The sequence below is a fragment of the Streptomyces sp. NBC_01478 genome, assembly GCF_036227225.1.
Classification (GTDB): Bacteria; Actinomycetota; Actinomycetes; order Streptomycetales; family Streptomycetaceae; genus Streptomyces.
Genome location: NZ_CP109444.1, coordinates 9164628 through 9183372 on the forward strand (window position 1 = coordinate 9164628; position 18745 = coordinate 9183372).

An 18745-nucleotide genomic window follows, 5' to 3' on the forward strand; every position below is an offset into this window, starting at 1 on the left:
CCAGTTGGACTCCGCCCCCGTCCCGTTGTCGCCCGGTCCCGGCTCTCGGCTCGCAGCCTGTCGGCTCAGCCGAACTGCTGCTCCAGGTCCTTGAGCTTGCGCTCGAGGGAGTCGAGCCGCGGCAGGGCCATGGTGTCGTCCTCCGCCGTGAGGTCGACGGTTATCGGGTCAGATGCCCCGCGGACTGGCTGGAGTGAGGGACGCGTGCGAACCGGCAGTTGTTCCGGCGTCGATAGAGCAGGCTCCGCGGATGCTTGACCGGAGCCGCGCTCCAGGGCCTGCGGTTCCGGCGACCGGCCGCCGCCCCGTCCCATGAGGCCGCGCTGCCCCCGGCTTATGGCCTTGAGCTGGGCCCGCTCGATCCGCTGCTGGTCGCGCCGACGCAGTCGGGTCTCTTCCTTCTTCGCCTTGTCCTCGCGCACCTCGTCGACCGCCTCGTCCAGGCTGCGGACGTTCTCCAGGAGCATCAGCGACCAGGCGCTGTAGGTCTCACGGGGGGCGCGCAGCCAGCGGACGATACGGATCTGCGGCAGCGGACGCGGCACCAGACCCTGCTCGCGCAGCGCGGCCCGACGGGTCTGCTTCAGCGCGCGGTCGAACAGGACCGCGGCCGACAGCGACATGCCGGAGAAGAACTGCGGAGCGCCCGCGTGGTCGACACCCCTGGGCGCGTGCACCCAGTTGAACCAGGCGGCCGCGGCCGCGAACGTCCACACGAGTATCCGGGAGCCGAGGGCCGCGTCACCGTGGCTGGCCTCGCGGACCGCGAGGACGGAGCAGAACATGGCCGCGCCGTCGAGGCCGAACGGGACGAGGTACTCCCAGCCGTCGGTGAGGCCGAGGTTCTCCTGGCCGAAGCCGACCAGTCCGTGGAAGGAGAGTGCCGCGGCGACCGCCGCACAGCAGAACAGAAGGACGTAGGAGGCGATGCCGTATATGGCTTCCTTGCGCCTGCGGCGCTCCTCCGTGCGCTCCCACGAGTCGTCTTTCGCGTGCTCCCCGCCGGACCGCTTGCTCCGCGCGAGCACCGCAACCGCCGCCAGCATGCCCAGGAGCAGTACGGCGCCGGGAAGCAGCCAGTTAAGCGATATGTCGGTCAGTCTCATCTGGGGTCCCTTGCATTGGGATAGGGCGTAACGCCCGCCATAGTGGCCCAATCCCAACGGCCCTCAGGCGTTTTCGGGGCAAGAGGCCGCCAAGGAGGTGCAAGGGGATGCCCAAGGCGGCTTTCTGCTCGAACTGCCGCTTGAGGGGCGGGAGTTGAGTTCGAATAAGACTACCCGTACGGGTGGTTCCACGGAAAGTTCCTGCGACAAGTGAGGAAGTTGTGAAGCACCTGTTACCGGGCGGGCGTCTCGTTCGCGGCCGATCCTAGCGGGCTCCGAGTCGAGCGTGTGACTGAGGGTCCCTCAACTCGCGGCGGCAGCCAGCAGCTTGGTGACCCGCTCCGTCTCGCAGGTGCGCGGACAGGTCGCGCACGCGTCGTCGGCGTCCAGCGTGTAGTACATACAGCAACTGGCCCGGTCCCGGGTGGACAGCGGCTCGCCATGAGGCCCTGTCACCTCACGGAACGCGGCCGATCCGACGTACGGCTTGGTCGCGCCCGGCAGCAGCCGCTCCAACTCCCGTACCGCCCGCTGCTGTTCGCCGAAGAGGTCGGCGACGTACCAGATCCCCTCCACGACCTCGTCGGTCGCCATGCCCCACAGGGCGCGGCCCCGCCGGCGCATCCGCGGGCCGAAGCCGGCCAGGACGGGCTCCATGTGCTCGGCGACCGCGGCCCGTACCTCGGCCCGCAGTGCCTCCTCGTCCGGGACCACCCGGGCGCCGGGCAGCGCCGCCGCCGGGTCGCCGGGCAGGCAGGCGAAGGAGTCGGTGCGGACGGCCAGCCGGCCCATGTCGAAGCCCTCGGCCGTGCGGTCGTAGGAGACGTGGGTCACGGGGAGGCGGGGGACGCGGTGGTGCAGGAACCACGGGACGGTGAACAGGAGGACGACCGGCCAGGCGTAGCGGTGCAGGCCGAAGGTGGCTATCACGTCCGGGCGGCCCCGGCGGCCGTGGTCGCGCAGGACCTGGGCGTCGTCCCGGGCGAGGAACGCCTCCAGGCCTTCGCCGCCCGCCGCGAGCGCGGCCGCGGAGATCCAGCCGCCGCCGGTGGGAGTCGGCTGGTCCGGGGTGAGTTCGGTGATCGCGAGCCCGGGGATGACCTCGGTGAGGCGGGCGTACGAGTCCGCTACGGCCGAAGAAGGCAGGGGCATGCCGGGACCACCGATTCGCCGTTGGTTTAGAGGTAAGGCTTACCTTACCCAACAGGTATGGGATTTACCCTGCCCTATGGGGGACACCCTCATTACCCCCGAAGTCCGATCTGCGCCTAAGGTGCTTGACGGACGAGTAACAAGACGCCGTAATGACCCCAAGTACCGACACGTCCGGAGGAGGACCCGTGAAGCAAGGCGCGCAGGGCTCCGCCGGTACCGGCATTCCGGATCCGCGTCCCCGGGGCTCCCGGGTGCCGCCGCAGTCGCGCGCCGCCGATATGGACCGGGACCGGAACCGGGATCTCGCGGACGGCGCCGGTGCGGTGCGCGGTGAGCACACGCACAGCGAGACGCCGATCCCGCGCCCCCGGGCCGTCGTCCAGCGGTCCTCCGTGCGCGGCCAGATCCTCGATGCCCTGCGCACCGCGCTCGTCGGCGGCGAACTGACCCCGGGCGAGGTCTACTCCGCGCCCGCGCTCGGCGACCGGTTCGGCGTCTCCGCCACCCCCGTGCGCGAGGCCATGCAGCAGCTCGCCACCGAGGGTGCCGTCGAGGTCGTACCGAACCGGGGTTTCCGGGTGGTCGAGCGAGGGGCCCGCGAACTCGCCGAACTCGCCGAGATCCGCGCCCTGATCGAAGTGCCGGTGATGCTCCGGCTCGCCCGGACCGTGCCCGCCGGCCGCTGGAGCGACCTGCGCCCGCTGGCCGAGGGGACCGTGCGCGCCGCGTCCACCGGGTGCCGGGCGACGTACGCCGAGTCCGACCGGGCCTTCCACTGCGCTCTCCTCTCCCTCTCCGGCAACGAGCAGCTCGTCCAGATCGCCGAGGACCTGCACCGCCGCGCCCAGTGGCCGCTGGTCGGCGGTCCCGTCACGCGCGGGCGGGCCGACCTGGTCGCGGACGCGGCCGAACACCTGGCGCTCCTCGACGCGTTGGCCGCGGGGGAGTGGGACGTGGTGCGCTCCCTGGTGCAGGAGCACTTCGCGGGAGCCGCGTGAACCCGAATATGTGACTCCGGTCACGAGCGGGTCCGGGTCCGGCGACCGCGGGCCGCACCGGGAACCCGCCCGACCGGTGGTGACGTGCCCCACGGAAAGGGACGACCGTTCCGCGGGGGAGAGCGCCGATGTTTCCGAATCCGGGCCGGCAAGCGTCACAACAGGCCGCACGGCGAGGCGCCGAGCAGTCGGCGCGACAGGCCGCGCAGGACGGGATGCGGGCCGCGCAGGCGGGAGCCCGGCGCGGCCACTCCGGCGCGTCGCGCGGAAGCCTCCTGTCGGTCCTTCTGCTCGTAGCCGTCGGGGTGTTGGTCGCCCGCGACCCCGAACTCCGGGCATCCGTCCTGCAGTTCGTCCACCACGTCGTGAACGTCGTCCAGAACCGGACCGACGGCTCCTGACCTACGCCGTGGCCGCACCCGGCGCGGGCACCGCCAACTGCCGTGCCAGCCACGTCGGTACACCGCCCAGCAGCCGGAACAGCCGCCGAGCCTCCTCGCGCAACCGGGACGCCTCCGGCTCGGCCTCCGCGTCCGCGAGCGACACGAGAGCCGGTGCCGTACCGACGAGGTAGCCCAACTCCTCCCGGATCCGCAGCGATTCGGCGAAGCCGTGCCGGGCCTCCGCCAACTCCCCGTCCCGCAGGGCCAGTCCGGCCAGGTGGCGATGAGTGAACGACAGCAGCAGCGGGTCGGCCTGGTCGGCGGCCCCCGCGTGCGCACGCCGGTACGCGGCCCGCGCGGCCTGCGGCGAACGCGCCAGGTTCTCGGCGACCAGCCCCCGCCGGAAGTCCAGCAGCGCCCGCCCCGCACCGTCCGGCGGGATCAGCGCCGCCGCCCGCCCGAGCGCGGCCCGCGCCTCGTCGGCCCGGTCGCGCACCGAGTGCAGCGTGGCCGCGTAGGCGAGGTACCCGCGCTCACAGGCCGCCGCGCCCCGCTCGTCGTCGCTGTGGGCCAGCGCCTCCGCCGTCCGCAGCGCGTCGTCGGCGTCCTCCCAGCCCTGCTCGGTGTAGAGACACCGCTCCACGAGCAGCGCGGTCCGCTGAAGGGCCGGTGCCGCGGTGTCGGGCCGCAGCAGCGCCGCCGCGTCGACCCAGCAGGCCCGCGAGCGCAGCCGCCACACCGCGGTCTGGAGGGGATCGTCACCTTCGGTCGTTCCGTTTCCAGACATGGCGGAATGCGCCACGTTGCCCTCCCCGAGCACACCATTGAGCTGTTGAGTGGTGGCCGCATCTCAGCACGGATCGGGCGGCCCGGCCAAGAGGGTGGGTGAAAGAATTCACAAAGTCGTGGGATCTTCGGGTCAGCTCATGCGCAGTGCCAGGAAGAAATCCAGCTTGTCCTCAAGGCGCGAGAGGTCCCGACTCGTCAACTGCTCGATCCTGCCCACCCGGTAGCGCAGTGTGTTGACGTGCAGGTGCAGCCGGGTCGCACAGCGCGTCCAGGAACCGTCGCACTCCAGGAACGCCTCCAGCGTCGGAATCAGCTCCGCGCGGTGCCGTCGGTCGTAGTCCCGCAGCGGGTCGAGAAGCCGCGCGGTGAAGGCCCGCCGTACGTCGTCGGGCACGAACGGCAGCAGGAGGACGTGCGAGGCCAGCTCCTGGTGGCCCGCCGCGCACACCCTGCCGGGTCTGGCGGCCGCCACCCGCCGCGCGTGCCGCGCCTCCTCCAGCGCCCCGCGCAGCCCCTCCGCCGAGTGCACCGCCGCGCTCACCCCGAGCGTGACCCGCCCGTCGTCGTCGAGCCCGGCCGACAACGGATCCCGTACGGCCTCCAGGAGCACGTCCGCGTGGATCCCGGACTCGGAGCCGTCGTGCTCCGCCGACACCGCGGGCAGCGGTACGAGCGCGATCGCCTCGTCGCCCGAGTGGGCCACGGCGATCCGGTCGGAGGGCTCGGGTCCCGTCGCCAGCGGGTCGACCAGGATCTCCTCCAGGAGGGACTGGGCGACCGGCCCGGCCTCGACGGCGCCGCCGTCCCACTCGACCCGGGCCACGACCACCTGCCAGTGCGGGGCCGCCCCCAGGCCGGGCAGCAGGACGGGAGCGGCGACCCGGAGGCGCGCGGCGATCTCGGCCGGCGCGGCGCCCGCCTGCACCAGCTCCAGGACCTCCTGCGCGAGCCGTCTGCGGACCGTGCGCGCCGCGTCCCGCCGGTCCCGCTCGACCGCGATGAGCTGGGTGACGCCCTGAAGCAGATCGAGCCGCTCGTCCGGCCAGTCCCCGGCGTCCGCCTCGACCGCCAGCAGCCACTCCGACAGCACCGTCTCGCGCACGTCACGCGCCCCCTGCGCGGAGCGCCCGCCGCCGCGGATCGGGAAGAGCGAGTACGTCGAGGCGCCCAGCGCCAGCCGGTGCGGTCCCCGGCGGCCGGTGCGGACGGCGGTCAGATGCTCGGCGGCCAGTTTCGCGCACACGTCGGCGGGCAGCGCGGGCCCCGACACCTTCGAGCCCGCGATGAGCCGCCCGGTCGGCGACAGCACCCACGCCCGCAGGTCCAGGTCGGAGCCGAGCAGGTCCAGGACCACGTCCGGGCCGCCGCCCGCCGGGCCCGACGTCATCATCCGGCGGTGCCGGTCCACCACGGCCGCGAGATCACCGGCCCGCTCGCCGGACACCTGCCGTACGACATGCTCGGTGATCGTCGCGAACGCCACCGACTCGTTGACCGCGAACAGCGGCAGCCGGTGCTTGGCGCAGGCGGCTATGAGGTCGTCCGGTATGTCGCCCAGCTCGGCCTCGCCGGCCGCCAGCGCGGCCACCCCGGCGGACACCAGGAGCCGTACGAACGGCTCGGTGTCGGCCGCGCTGCGGCGCCAGGCGAGACCGGTCAGGACCAGCTCGCCGCCGGCCAGATAACGGCTCGGGTCCCGCAGGTCGGTGGTCATCACCCCGCGTACCGTACGGTCCAGCTCGTCCGCGCCGCCGAGCAGCCGCAGCCCCAGCGCATCGGTGTCCAGAAGTGCGCGCAGCCGCATCGCCGTCGCCGCCGTTCTTTGTCTAGAAAACTACGATGAACCAAGAGGTGCTGTGGGTGCGGGGCTGTTTCCCACGTTTCCACAGGGAATCGAAGGGGTTACTGATGGCCTCTGTTCATATGAATCTACAAGATGCCCGCGCTGGCCAGCCAACTCCTTCATGGTTTCCGTGACTGACCCACTCCGTGCACGGCGCTGTGTACTGACCTCACGCTGCATTAACAGCGCATGAACGAGCCGGGCCCGCCGCACACGAACTGGCTTGATCCGTACGACCCACGAGACGAAGAAGAGAGCCGGTCATGGACTTCCTTCGCCCCGCAAGCTGGGAGGAGGCGCTCGCCGCTAAGGCCGAGCACCCCACCGCAGTACCGATCGCGGGCGGCACCGATGTGATGGTCGAGATCAACTTCGACCACCGCCGGCCCGAGTACCTGCTCGACCTGAACCGCGTCGGCGATCTCTACGAGTGGGAGGTCGGCGCGGACAGCGTGCGGCTCGGCGCCTCGGTCCCGTACACCCGGATCATGGAGAACCTGCGCGGCGAACTGCCGGGCCTCTCCCTCGCCTCGCACACGGTCGCCTCCCCGCAGATCCGCAACCGCGGCGGCGTCGGCGGCAACCTCGGCACCGCCTCCCCGGCCGGCGACGCCCACCCCGCGCTCCTCGCGGCCGGCGCCGAGGTCGAGGCCGAGTCGGTGCGCGGCACCCGGCTCATCCCGATCGACGAGTTCTACACCGGCGTGAAGCGCAACGCGCTCGCCCCCGACGAGCTGATCCGCGCCGTCCACATCAAGAAGGCGGACGGACCGCAGCAGTACTCCAAGGTCGGCACCCGCAACGCCATGGTCATCGCGGTCTGCGCCTTCGGCCTCGCCCTGCACCCGGCCACCCGCACGGTCCGCACCGGCATCGGTTCGGCCGCGCCGACCCCCGTCCGGGCGAAGGCCGCCGAGGAGTTCCTGAACGCGGCGCTCGACGAGGGCGGCTTCTGGGAGAACGGCAAGATCATCACCCCGTCGGTCGCCAAGCAGTTCGCGGACCTGTGCGCCGCCGCCTGCAACCCGATCGACGACGTCCGGGGCACCGCGAGCTACCGCCGCCACGCGGTCGGCATCATGGCCCGCCGCACCCTGACCTGGACCTGGGAGTCCTACCGCGGCACTGGCGGCCGCTCCATCGAGAAGGGGAGTGTCGCCTGATGCGCGTCAATTTCACGGTCAACGGCCGCCCGCAGGAAGCGGACGACGTGTGGGAGGGCGAGAGCCTCTTGTACGTCCTGCGTGAGCGGATGGGTCTGCCCGGCTCCAAGAACGCGTGCGAGCAAGGGGAGTGCGGTTCCTGCACGGTCCGCCTGGACGGCATCCCGGTGTGTTCCTGTCTCGTCGCCGCCGGTCAGGTCGAGGGCCGCGAGGTGGTCACGGTCGAGGGGCTCGCGGACTTCGCCAAGCAGCGCGCGGAGCACGGGAGTCGCGGCACGTCCCTCGACGAGGCCAAGCAGTGGGCCGCCAAGGGGCAGGACTCCCAGACCGGCGAAGGCACCGAACTCGCCCCCATCCAGCAGGCGTTCATCGACGCCGGCGCCGTCCAGTGCGGCTTCTGCACCCCCGGACTCCTCGTCGCCGCCGACGAGATGCTGGAGCACAACCCGACCCCGACCGACGCGGACATCCGCGAGGCGCTCTCGGGCAACCTGTGCCGCTGCACCGGCTACGAGAAGATCATGGACGCGGTACGCCTCGCGGCCGCCCGGCAGGGAGAGGCGGTCTGACGATGTCTGTCAAAGGCACCCCCATCGGCACTCCCACCAAGGTCACCCAGGGTTCGCAGACCAAGGGCGGCATCGGCGAGTCCACGCTCCGCCCGGACGGCACCCTCAAGGTCACCGGCGAGTTCGCGTACTCCTCCGACATGTGGCACGAGGACATGCTCTGGGGCCAGATCCTGCGCTCCCCGGTCGCCCACGCCGAGATCGTCTTCATCGACACCGTCGAGGCGCTGAAGACCCCGGGCGTCTACGCCGTCATGACCTACGACGACCTGCCGACCGACGTGAAGAACTACGGCCTGGAGATCCAGGACACCCCCGTTCTCGCGCACGGCAAGGTCCGTCACCACGGCGAACCGGTCGCGATCGTCGCCGCCGACCACCCGGAGACCGCCCGCCGCGCCGCCGCGAAGATCAAGGTCGACTACCGCGAACTCCCGGTCGTCACCGACGAGTTGTCCGCGACCGCGCCGGACGCGATCCTCATCCACGAGGGCCGCGACGACCACCACATCGGCCATGTCCCGCACCCGAACATCGTGCACCGCCAGCCGATCGTGCGCGGCGATGTGGCGGCCGCCCGGGAGCGCGCCGACTTCATCGTCGAGGGCGAGTACACCTTCGGCATGCAGGACCAGGCGTTCCTCGGCCCGGAGTCCGGTCTCGCGGTCCCGGCCGAGGACGGCGGTGTCGACCTCTACATCGCCACCCAGTGGCTGCACTCCGACCTGCGCCAGATCGCGCCCGTGCTCGGCCTGCCCGAGGACAAGGTCCGCATGACGCTGTCCGGTGTCGGCGGCGCGTTCGGCGGGCGCGAGGACCTGTCGATGCAGATCCACGCGTGCCTGCTGGCCCTGCGCACCGGCAAACCCGTGAAGATCGTCTACAACCGCTTCGAGTCCTTCTTCGGGCACGTCCACCGCCACCCCGCCAAGCTCCACTACGAGCACGGCGCGACCAAGGACGGCAAGCTCACCCACCTGAAGGCCCGGATCGTGCTGGACGGCGGCGCCTACGCGTCCGCGTCCCCGGCGGTCGTAGGAAACGCCTCCTCGCTCGGTGCCGGACCGTACGTGATCGACAACGTCGACATCGAGGCCATCGCGCTCTACACCAACAACCCGCCCTGCGGCGCGATGCGCGGTTTCGGCGCGGTCCAGGCGTGCTTCGCCTACGAGGCGCAGATGGACAAGCTCGCCGACAAGGTGGGCATGGACCGGGTCGCGTTCCGTCAGCTCAACGCGATGGAGCAGGGGACGATCATGCCGACCGGGCAGCCGGTCGACTCCCCGGCTCCGGTTGCCGAACTCCTGCGCCGCGTCAAGGCGATGCCCATGCCGCCCGAGCAGCAGTGGCTCGCCGCCGGAGAGGCCGCCGACGTACGGCAGTTGCCGGGCGGTCTGTCCAACACCACGCACGGCGAAGGCGTCGTACGCGGGGTCGGCTACGCGGTCGGCATCAAGAACGTCGGCTTCTCCGAGGGTTTCGACGACTACTCGACGGCCAAGGTCCGTATGGAGGTTGTCGGCGGCGAGGCGGTGGCCACCGTGCACACCGCGATGGCGGAAGTCGGCCAGGGCGGAGTCACCGTCCACGCGCAGATCGCCCGCACCGAGCTGGGCGTCACCCAGGTGACGATCAACCCGGCGGACACGCAGGTGGGCAGCGCCGGTTCGACCTCCGCGTCCCGGCAGACGTACGTCACCGGCGGCGCCGTCAAGAACTCCTGCGAGCTGGTCCGCGAGAAGGTCCTGGAGATGGGCCGCCGCAAGCTCGGCACCTACCACCCGGCCTGGGCCACCGCCGAACTCCTGCTGGAGGGCGGCAAGGTGGTCACCGACGCCGGTGAGGTCCTCGCCGATCTGGTGGACGTCCTCGAAGGCGAGGCCGTCGAGATCGAGGCCGAGTGGCGCCACCGGCCGACCGAGGCCTTCGACCTCCGTACCGGACAGGGCTTCGGGCACGTCCAGTACACCTTCGCCGCGCACCGCGCCGTCGTCGAGGTCGACACCGAACTCGGCCTGGTGAAGGTCATCGAACTGGCCTGCGCGCAGGACGTCGGCAAGGCGCTCAACCCGCTGTCCGTCATCGGCCAGATCCAGGGCGGTACGACCCAGGGTCTCGGCGTGGCGGTCATGGAGGAGATCATCGTCGACCCGAAGACCGCGAAGGTGCGCAACCCCTCCTTCACGGACTACCTGATCCCCACAATCCTCGACACCCCGACCATTCCGGTCGATGTGCTCGAACTCGCCGACGAGCACGCCCCGTACGGGCTGCGCGGCATCGGCGAGGCACCCACCCTGTCGTCGACTCCCGCCGTACTCGCGGCGATTCGGAACGCGACCGGGCTGGAACTGAACAGGACACCGGTACGCCCGGAGCACCTCACGGGCACGTGACCCCACGGGGTCCCAACCGGTGACGTCCTGAGGGGAGTTGATCCCCCAGGACCCCATTGTTCGTCTCGGGCCGTCCCCCGGGTCGTCCATCCCAAATCCCGCGCACCGCCGACGGCGGCTCGCGAGTGCCCCTGTGAACCTTGGGAGATGGCCCCATGACCCAGCAGTCAGTGGAACCCAGGACCGCCGCCGAAGACGCGGGTGAAGGAACCCGCGTCCCGGCCGGCCGGTCCTGGCTCGACCGTTACTTCCACATCTCCGGGCGGGGATCGACCGTCGCGCGCGAGGTGCGCGGCGGAGTCACCACCTTCATGGCGATGGCGTACATCCTGCTGCTCAACCCCCTGATCCTGTCCGGCAAGGACGTCGCGGGGGACACGCTCGGCCAGAAAGGGCTGATCACCGCGACCGCGTTCGCGGCGGCCCTCACCACGCTCCTGATGGGCTTCGTCGGCAAGGTGCCCCTCGCCCTCGCCGCCGGTCTGTCCGTCTCCGGAGTGCTCTCCTCGCAGGTCGCCCCGCAGATGACCTGGCCGCAGGCGATGGGCATGTGCGTGATGTACGGCGTGGTCATCATGCTGCTCGTCGTCACCGGCCTGCGCGAGATGATCATGAACGCGATTCCGCTCGCGCTGAAACACGGCATCACGATGGGCATCGGCCTGTTCATCGCGCTCATCGGCTTCTACAAGTCCGGCTTCGTGCACCAGGGCAAGGCGACCCCGCTCACCCTCGGCCCGACGGGTGAACTCGCGGGCTGGCCCGTCCTGTTGTTCGCCGGCACCCTGCTCCTGATCTTCATGCTCCAGGCCCGCAACATGCCCGGCGCCATCCTCATCGGCATCATCACCGGCACGCTCGTCGCCGCGATCCTCAACGCGGCCGGGGTCATCGCCCCCAAACAGTGGGCGAGTGGTGCCGCCCCCGAACTGCACGGCAGCGCGGTCTCGATGCCGGACTTCTCGCTCTTCGGCCATGTGGAGTTCGGGGGTTGGGGCAAGGTCGGCGCGATGACGGTCGGCATGATCGTGTTCACGCTCGTCCTGGCCGGCTTCTTCGACGCGATGGCCACCATCATCGGCGTCGGCACCGAGGCCCGACTCGCCGACTCCAAGGGCCGGATGCCTGGCCTGTCCAAGGCACTGCTCATCGACGGCGCCGGCGGCGCGATCGGCGGCGTGGCGGGCGGCTCGGGCCAGACCGTCTTCATCGAGTCGGCGACGGGCGTCGGGGAGGGCGCGCGAACGGGCCTCGCCTCGGTCGTCACCGGCCTCTTCTTCGCCGCCTGTCTCTTCTTCACCCCGCTCACCGCGATCGTCCCGCAGGAGGTCGCGTCCGCCGCCCTCGTCGTCATCGGCTCGATGATGCTGATGAACGCCCGGCACGTGGACTGGGCCGACCGCGCCACCGCGATCCCGGTCTTCCTGACCGTCGTCGTGATGCCGTTCACGTACAGCATCACCGCGGGCGTCTCCGCGGGAGTCATCTCGTACGTCGCCATCAAGACCGCCCAGGGCAGGACACGGGAGATCGGCCCGTTCATGTGGGGCCTGACCGTCGTCTTCCTGTTCTACTTCGCCCTCAACCCCGTCGAGAGCTGGCTGGGCGTCCACTAGCCCGCCCCCAACTCCCCTTTCCCGCAACCCCGTCAGGAGACCGAGAGATGCTGGACATCGCCGAAGAGCTGCACCGGTGGGTCGAGCAGGGCCGCGACTTCGCCGTCGCCACCGTGGTGGCCGTCGGCGGCAGCGCGCCCCGCCGGCCCGGCGCCGCCCTCGCGGTGGACACCGACGGCACGGCGATCGGCTCGGTCTCCGGGGGCTGCGTGGAAGGCGCGGTCTACGACCTGTGCCAACAGGCCCTCCTGGACGGCGAAACCGTCCTGGAGCGCTTCGGCTACAGCGACGACGACGCCTTCGCCGTGGGCCTCACCTGCGGCGGGGTCATCGACATCCTCGTGACACCGGTACGGGCCAAAGACCCCGCCCGACCCACGGTCGCCGCCGCGCTGTCGGCCGCCGCGAGCGGTTCGGCGACGGCGCTGGCCCGGATCGTCTCGGGCCCGGCGGAACTCCTCGGCCGCGCCCTCGCCGTACGCCCCGACGACTCCCACTCCCCCTCCTACGACGGCGGCTTCGGCGCCCACCCCGAACTGGACCGCACGGTCGCAGCCGAGGCCGGTGCCTATCTGGACGCGGGCCGCACCGGCACGGTCGAGATCGGCGAGCAGGGTTCCCGCTGCGGGGCCCCGCTCACGGTCCTGGTCGAGTCCTCGGTGCCGCCGCCCCGGATGATCGTGTTCGGCGCGATCGACTTCGCCTCCGCACTGGTCCGCATCGGCAAGTTCCTCGGCTACCGGGTGACGGTGTGCGACGCCCGCCCCGTCTTCGCCACCAGGGCCCGTTTCCCCGACGCCGACGAGATCGTCGTCGAGTGGCCCCACAAGTACCTCGACCGTACGGACACCGACGCCCGTACCGTCCTGTGCGTCCTCACCCACGACGCCAAGTTCGACGTACCGCTGCTCGAACTCGCCCTGCGCCTCCCGGTGGCGTACGTCGGCGCGATGGGCTCCCGGCGCACCCACCTCGACCGCAACGAACGCCTGCGCCAAGTCGGCGTCACGGAACTGGAGTTGGCGCGCCTGAGGTCCCCGATCGGCCTCGACCTCGGCGCTCGTACGCCCGAGGAGACGGCCCTGTCGATCGCGGCGGAGATCGTCGCCAACAGGCGTGGCGGCAGCGGGATTTCACTCACCGGGGCGCACACGCCGATCCACCACGACGCGAGTTCGTCGACAGCGGTGGGGCGGATCGGGTCGGTGGCCTGAGCGGTTCAGTGGGGGCGGACTGAGAAGGCGGTGTCGCCTGCCACGGCCACGAGCGCGTCCTTGACGAGCAGGACGTACGGCGTGGTGTCGTCCGTCGAATCGCCTGCGTTCGCCAGTGCGGACGTACGCCACTTGACGGCTCCGGTGCTCCGGTCCAGGGCCAGCAGCCGGCCGAACTGGTTCGAGAAGTAGAGCCTGTTGAACTTCGCCGAGAACACCGGCGTCGACAGGTTCTCGGTGTCCGTCTCCCGCTGCCAGAGCCGCTTGCCGTCGGTCGCGCGGACGGCGGTGACCGTGCCGTTCGGGCGGACGAGGTAGATCACGTCCTTGACGAGGGTGGCGGTACCGCGAGTGCCGGCCGGCAGGGCTGTCCGCTCGATCGTGCCGGTGCTCGGGTTCACCCGGTCCAGGGCGGTGTACAGCTGGTCCGGGCCGCTGCCGAAGACCTCCGGCGCCAGCTTCGGCGCAAGGAACAGCAGCCGGCCCTTGTCGACGCCCAACGGCCAAGCCCCCGTGGGGAGTTCGGCGACCTTCCGCTGTGCGCCGGTGGCGGGGTCGAGGCGTACCAGGACGAAGTCGCCCTGGGAGGGATCGTCCTCGACCGTGCAGAGGGCGTACGGGGCACCGCCCAGCGCGGTCGGAGTGCAGGAGTTCCCGAGGTTCGACCAGATGGGTGCGCTCCACAGCCGGCGGCCCGACGTGTCGTAGGCCACGAACTTCGTCGCGTCCACGTCCATCGCCAGGATCCCGCCGTCGAACAGGACGGGGTCCGTGTCGTCCCGGATCGGGTGGATCCACAGCCGGGTGCCGGTCTTCGCGTCCAGGGCGACCAGGCGCCGGGTGATGAAGGTGTCGTTCGAGTCGGGCTTGACGTAGGTGTAGACGCGCCCGTCCCGGACACCGACGGGGAGCGCGGTCTCGGGGCTGGTGCCCGACCGCCAGCGGACCCGGCCCGAGGCGGCGTCCAGCGCGGTGACCGTGGCGCCCGTACCGGCGCAGTACACGGTGGTGCTGTCGCCTGCCAGGCAGCCGGACTGGGTGTAGTCGAGGGGATCGCCGGTCCGGGAGGTGAGCAGGCTCGCCCGCCATGGCTTCCAGCCGGCGGGCAGCGCTACGGCGGCGGGGGATGAGGAGGACGTGGACGCGGCGGGCGTGCCCGGGTCCGTGCCGTCGTCCGACAGCCAGCGCAGGGTGGTGAGGCCGAGGGTGGTGACGGCGAGTGCGGTGGCGAGGGCGATGACGAGTCGCCGGGATCGGCGCGGGCGTTGCCGGTCGCCGGGGACGGTCGCGGGAGCGGCCGGGCGGGGACGTGCGGTTCTCGGGAGATCCGCCGCCGTGGCGGACCCGGCCCGGGACCCGGTCTCGCCCTCGGGCAGGGTCAGCAACATGCCGTGCAGTTCGGCCAGTTGGGGCCGGGCGGCCGCGTCCTTGTCCAGGCAGCGTTCCGCGATGCTCCGCAGCGGCTCGGACACACCGTCCAACCTCGGCTGCTCGTGCATGACTTGATAGCCCGTCAAGTACGGGCTGGCGCCGTCGAAGGGGCGGTTGCCGGTGGCCGCGTAGACGAGGAGTGAGCCGAGCGAGAAGACGTCGGAGGCGGCTGTGACGTCGCGGGGCGCGGCGAACTGCTCGGGCGACATGAAGGGCGGGGTGCCGATCAGCCGACCGGTCACGGTGAGGGTCTGGTTGTCGGCGGCGCGGGAGATGCCGAAGTCGATGACGCGGGGGCCGTCCTCGGCAAGCAGGACGTTGCTCGGCTTCAAGTCCCGGTGGACCACGCCCGCCTGGTGGATGTCCCGCAGCGCCTCGACGAGCCCCAGCGCGAGTGTGCGCAGGGCCCGGCCGCTCAACGGGCCGTCCTTCGCGATAGCTTCGGCCAGGGTGCGGCCGGGCACGTAGAGCGTGGCCATCCAGGGGAGTTCGGCATCCGGGTCGGCGTCCACGACCGGGGCGGTGAACGCTCCGCTCACCCGGCGGGCGGCGGCGATCTCCTGCCGGAACCGCGCGCGGAACTCCTCGTCCAGCGCGTACTGCGCGTGCACGACCTTGACGGCGACCTGTCGTCCCGACGCCGAGCGCCCGAGATACACGACGCCCATCCCGCCGTTGCCGAGCCGGTCGACCAGCGCATAGCCGCCAATGGACTCCGTATCCCCGGGGCGAAGCGACATTCGCCGGTCACCTTTCCTGATTCCCGTGCCTGCAAGGGCCGTTCAGGGCCATCACACTAGAGCGTTTGTTCCTCTCACCGGACATCGACCTCGTGGGACCGGGAAATGGGGTTGCGGGCCCGGGGTGCCCCCATCTTCCATGGCCCCATGGTGTCCACCGACCGACTTGTCGCCTTCGCGGCGCTGTCCTTCCTGCTGATCGTCGTCCCCGGCCCCAGCGTGCTGTTCGTGATCGGGCGGGCGCTGGCCCACGGCCGCCGGGCCGCGCTGACCACCGTGGTCGGCAACACGCTCGGCGCCTACCTCCTCGTCGTCGCCGTGGCACTGGGCGTCGGGTCCCTGGTGGAGCGCTCGGTGCTCGTCTTCACGACCCTGAAGCTCGTCGGCGCCGCCTACCTCGTGTACCTCGGGGTGAAGGCATGGCGCCGACGCGGCTCGCTGCGGGCCGCGTTCGCGGGGGAGGAGGCCGCTCCGCACAGCGGCCTGCGCACCCTGTGGGAGGGGTTCGCGGTCGGGGTGGCCAACCCCAAGACGATCGTGTTCTTCGCCGCCGTACTGCCCCAGTTCGTGGACCGCGAACAGGGCCATGTCACCAGTCAGATGCTGCTGCTCGGCCTGGTCTTCAACCTCATCGCCGTGGCCTCGGACAGCGTGTGGGGGCTGGTCGCCGCCACCGCCCGCGACTGGTTCGCCCGCTCACCCCGCCGCCTCTCCGCGGTGGGCGGGGCCGGCGGCCTCACGATGATCGGCCTGGGCGTGACGGTCGCGGTGACCGGCCGCAAGGACTGACGCCGATCGTCGTGACCGGCCGCAGGGACTGACACCGGTCGTCGTGACCGGCCGCACGGACCGACTCCGCTACGACCGACTGCGCGCCGGCCGTCGCCTCCACGCCCGCCTCCGCTACGGCCGTCTCAGCAGCCCGTTCACCGCCCGCCCGAACATCGACCGCGCCGCCCACCGAAGCGGCCGGTCGAAGACGCGCGGCAGGAAGCCGACCGACAACTCCTCCTGCCAGACCACGCGGCTGCGGCCCCCCGGCCCCGGCCGCACCTCGATCTCCGCCCAGCCGGTGACGACCCGCCCCCGCTTCTCCAGCCGTACCAGACCGGGCTCGTCGTCCGTCGGCGGTCGCCACACGGTGACCTCCATCCGGTCGTCGAAACCGAGCGGGCCGAGCCCGGAGCGGGCCACGAAGACCGTGCCCTCGCCGGTCGGCGGCGGAGTCAGCACGGTGACCCGGGTCAGCGGCACCACATCGGCGTGGCGTGGCCACTCCGTCAACCGGCGCCACGCCTCCTCCAGGGGAAGCGGTGCCGTGCGTTCGAGACGGAAATCGACCATGCAGGGATCGTAGAGAAGGCTTCTCGACCGGCGGTACTTTCGTCGGGGGCTCGCGCCCTTGGTCCAGCGGTTCACAGGTATGCAGACGTACACCAACAGGGGGAGTCGGTCGTCATGCCACTGAAGGCCTATGGCGTATTGATCACACGCGCGGTGGACACCCGGCGCGAGGGCGCCGCCGGCACACCGCACTACCAGATCCATCTCACGGACGACGCGGGCACGCACTACCGCGCCGCGGTCAACGTCCTGTCCGCCGAGCAGCCCTCCGAGCTGCTCTACCTCGTCAGCGAGGACTTCCAACACCCGGTCACCGCCCGCCTGGAGGGTCTCCCGAGCGGCTGGAACACCCTGCTGCCCGGGCCCGGCGGCCCGAACCTCGACTTCGTGCGCGGGAACCTCTTCGACCCGGCGAACCTGCGCACGCTGCCGCCGGACGCGAGCGGTCCCGACAACGACCTCGCCGACCTCCTCGACCACTACGTACGACGCGCGGTGGACGACCCGGAGGCCCGGCTGTACGTCTTCGGCGAGCGCTTCGGGCCCGAACCGACCGTCAAGGACAAGGTGTTCGGCTTCCTGCCGGGCAACGGAGTCCACGACATCCACATGAACCAGGGCAACAGCCGCCGCTTCAGCGGCGACGACGGGATCTGGCAGGACGGCGGCCTGCTGATCCACTTCCCGGCGCAGTCGCGCTGGGTGGCCGTCTTCCTCGCCTTCCAGAGCCAGTCCTGGCACACCGACGACACCACCGGCCACACCCTGGAGGGCACCGACGGTTCCCCGAACGAACCCGGCGGACAACCCGTCCGGGTCGTCGCGGCCCTCGTCAACCCGCGCGGCCCGGCGCCCGAGGCGGAGAGCGTCACACTCCTCAACGCCTCGCCCGATCCGCTCGACCCGGCGGGCTGGCGCGTCCGGGACCGGCTGGGCCACTCCTGCGCGGTACCGCCCGGCCCCCTCGCCGCAGGCGCCACCCTGCTCGTCCCGCTCACCGACGGCGTCCAACTCGGCAACCAGGGCGGCGAGATCACCCTCCTCGACGCGAACGGCCTCAAGGTCCACGGCGTCTCGTACACCGCCGAACAGGCCGCGCGGGAGGGCTGGACCGTGGTGTTCTGACACGGCTGACACGCTGACACGGCCCTGAGCCACGCGGCTCAGGGCCGGTACACCTTGCCCGGCTCCGCCTTCCCGGGCGCGAGGAGCTGCGGCACGGTCACGAACACGTACCCGCGCTCCTTCAGCGCGTCGATGATCCCGGGGACGGCGGGCACGGTGCCCTGGTACAGGTCGTGCAGCAGGATGATGCCGTCCCGGGTGGCCTGGGCCAGGACGCGCTTGGTGATCAGCGCGGAGTCGGTGGTCGCGTAGTCCTTGGCGGTCACGCTCCACAGCACCTCCGAGAGGCCCAACTCCCGGCAGATCTTGTGCACTTCGTCGTCGGTGCGGCCCTGCGGCGGCCGCATCAGCGTGGGCCGCCTGCCGGTGATCCGCTCTATCGCGTCGTCCGTGCGGACCAGTTCGTCGCGTATCTGCGCGGGGGTTATTCGGGTCAGGATCTTGTGGTCCCAGGTGTGACTCGCCACCTCGTGCCCCTCGGCGGCCATCCGCTCGACGAGCTCCGGGTACTTCTCGATGTGCCGCTTGCCGAGCAGGAAGAAGGTCGCCGGGACCTGCTTCTCCTTCAGGATGTCGAGCAGCCGCGCCGAGTTCTCGCTCGGGCCGGCGTCGAAGGTCAGCGCGATGCACTTCGCCTCACGGCAGTCGACCGTCCCGAAACGGGCCTGCGCGGCGGCCGGCGCGGCCTCGGCGCGGGCGGCGGCCGGCGCGGTGGTGTCGAGCTCGGTGCAGCCGCCCAGTGACAGCGCCAGCGAAGCCGCCGCCACGAACATGCCGGCGGCACGCAACCCGGCCCGGGTTCTTTCCCTCTTCTTGTGCAGAGCGCTCAGAGTTGGCATGTCCGGACTATACACAGCGTGTATGTACGGC

16 protein-coding genes are annotated in these 18745 nt (G+C 71.3%); 8 read left to right on the forward strand and 8 right to left on the reverse strand.

What is annotated here, in order from left to right:
- Positions 1-65: 65 nt before the first annotated feature.
- On the reverse strand, positions 66-1106 hold the full coding sequence (locus tag OG223_RS41030) for a DUF2637 domain-containing protein (RefSeq protein ID WP_329260319.1): 1041 nt from the start codon (positions 1104-1106) through the stop codon (positions 66-68).
- 303 nt (positions 1107-1409) lie between these two features.
- Complete coding sequence (locus OG223_RS41035) at positions 1410-2258, reverse strand: (2Fe-2S)-binding protein (protein ID WP_329260321.1); 849 nt, start codon at positions 2256-2258, stop codon at positions 1410-1412.
- Positions 2259-2446: 188 nt separating this feature from the next.
- Between OG223_RS41035 and OG223_RS41040 the strand changes: the two genes are divergently transcribed.
- On the forward strand, positions 2447-3259 hold the full coding sequence (locus OG223_RS41040) for a GntR family transcriptional regulator (protein WP_329260325.1): 813 nt from the start codon (positions 2447-2449) through the stop codon (positions 3257-3259).
- Between the two features lie 155 nt (positions 3260-3414).
- Here the strand turns inward: OG223_RS41040 and OG223_RS41045 are convergent, their stop codons facing one another.
- From OG223_RS41045 to OG223_RS41055, 3 genes are all read right to left on the reverse strand, one after another.
- A complete protein-coding gene (locus tag OG223_RS41045) occupies positions 3415-3621 on the reverse strand; it encodes a hypothetical protein (RefSeq protein WP_329260328.1) in 207 nt (68 codons plus the stop codon).
- Positions 3622-3661: 40 nt separating this feature from the next.
- Positions 3662-4429 (reverse strand): hypothetical protein, encoded by a 768-nt coding sequence (locus OG223_RS41050; RefSeq protein ID WP_329260330.1) that lies wholly within the window; start codon positions 4427-4429, stop codon positions 3662-3664.
- A 132-nt stretch (positions 4430-4561) separates the two neighbouring features.
- Positions 4562-6235: a PucR family transcriptional regulator gene (locus OG223_RS41055; protein ID WP_329260331.1), complete on the reverse strand. Its 1674-nt coding sequence runs from the start codon at positions 6233-6235 to the stop codon at positions 4562-4564.
- A 302-nt stretch (positions 6236-6537) separates the two neighbouring features.
- Between OG223_RS41055 and OG223_RS41060 the strand changes: the two genes are divergently transcribed.
- The 5 genes from OG223_RS41060 (at position 6538) to OG223_RS41080 (ending at position 13235) form a co-directional block, all read left to right on the forward strand.
- Complete coding sequence (locus tag OG223_RS41060; protein WP_329260333.1) at positions 6538-7437, forward strand: FAD binding domain-containing protein; 900 nt, start codon at positions 6538-6540, stop codon at positions 7435-7437.
- Complete coding sequence (locus tag OG223_RS41065) at positions 7437-8006, forward strand: (2Fe-2S)-binding protein (RefSeq protein ID WP_329260336.1); 570 nt, start codon at positions 7437-7439, stop codon at positions 8004-8006. The genes OG223_RS41060 and OG223_RS41065 overlap by 1 nt, the downstream gene beginning before the upstream one ends.
- A gap of 2 nt (positions 8007-8008) precedes the next feature.
- Positions 8009-10405, forward strand: a complete 2397-nt coding sequence (locus OG223_RS41070) for a xanthine dehydrogenase family protein molybdopterin-binding subunit (protein WP_329260339.1) — start codon at positions 8009-8011, stop codon at positions 10403-10405.
- Positions 10406-10560: 155 nt separating this feature from the next.
- Complete coding sequence (locus tag OG223_RS41075; RefSeq protein ID WP_329260342.1) at positions 10561-12021, forward strand: NCS2 family permease; 1461 nt, start codon at positions 10561-10563, stop codon at positions 12019-12021.
- Positions 12022-12068: 47 nt separating this feature from the next.
- Positions 12069-13235: an XdhC family protein gene (locus tag OG223_RS41080; RefSeq protein ID WP_329260345.1), complete on the forward strand. Its 1167-nt coding sequence runs from the start codon at positions 12069-12071 to the stop codon at positions 13233-13235.
- Between the two features lie 5 nt (positions 13236-13240).
- On the opposite strand, the gene OG223_RS41085 is transcribed toward OG223_RS41080, so the two are convergent.
- Positions 13241-15406 (reverse strand): serine/threonine-protein kinase, encoded by a 2166-nt coding sequence (locus tag OG223_RS41085; protein WP_329260348.1) that lies wholly within the window; start codon positions 15404-15406, stop codon positions 13241-13243.
- Positions 15407-15553: 147 nt separating this feature from the next.
- Between OG223_RS41085 and OG223_RS41090 the strand changes: the two genes are divergently transcribed.
- Positions 15554-16195, forward strand: coding sequence for a LysE family translocator (locus OG223_RS41090; RefSeq protein WP_329260351.1), 642 nt, complete (start codon positions 15554-15556; stop codon positions 16193-16195).
- A 114-nt stretch (positions 16196-16309) separates the two neighbouring features.
- Here OG223_RS41090 and OG223_RS41095 read toward each other — a convergent pair whose 3' ends face one another.
- On the reverse strand, positions 16310-16750 hold the full coding sequence (locus tag OG223_RS41095; RefSeq protein WP_329260353.1) for an SRPBCC family protein: 441 nt from the start codon (positions 16748-16750) through the stop codon (positions 16310-16312).
- Positions 16751-16864: 114 nt separating this feature from the next.
- Here OG223_RS41095 and OG223_RS41100 point away from each other — a divergent pair, with 114 nt between their 5' ends.
- Positions 16865-17875 (forward strand): DUF2278 family protein, encoded by a 1011-nt coding sequence (locus OG223_RS41100; protein WP_329260356.1) that lies wholly within the window; start codon positions 16865-16867, stop codon positions 17873-17875.
- Positions 17876-17913: 38 nt separating this feature from the next.
- Here the strand turns inward: OG223_RS41100 and OG223_RS41105 are convergent, their stop codons facing one another.
- On the reverse strand, positions 17914-18648 hold the full coding sequence (locus tag OG223_RS41105) for a polysaccharide deacetylase family protein (RefSeq protein WP_329265733.1): 735 nt from the start codon (positions 18646-18648) through the stop codon (positions 17914-17916).
- Positions 18649-18745: the final 97 nt, after the last annotated feature.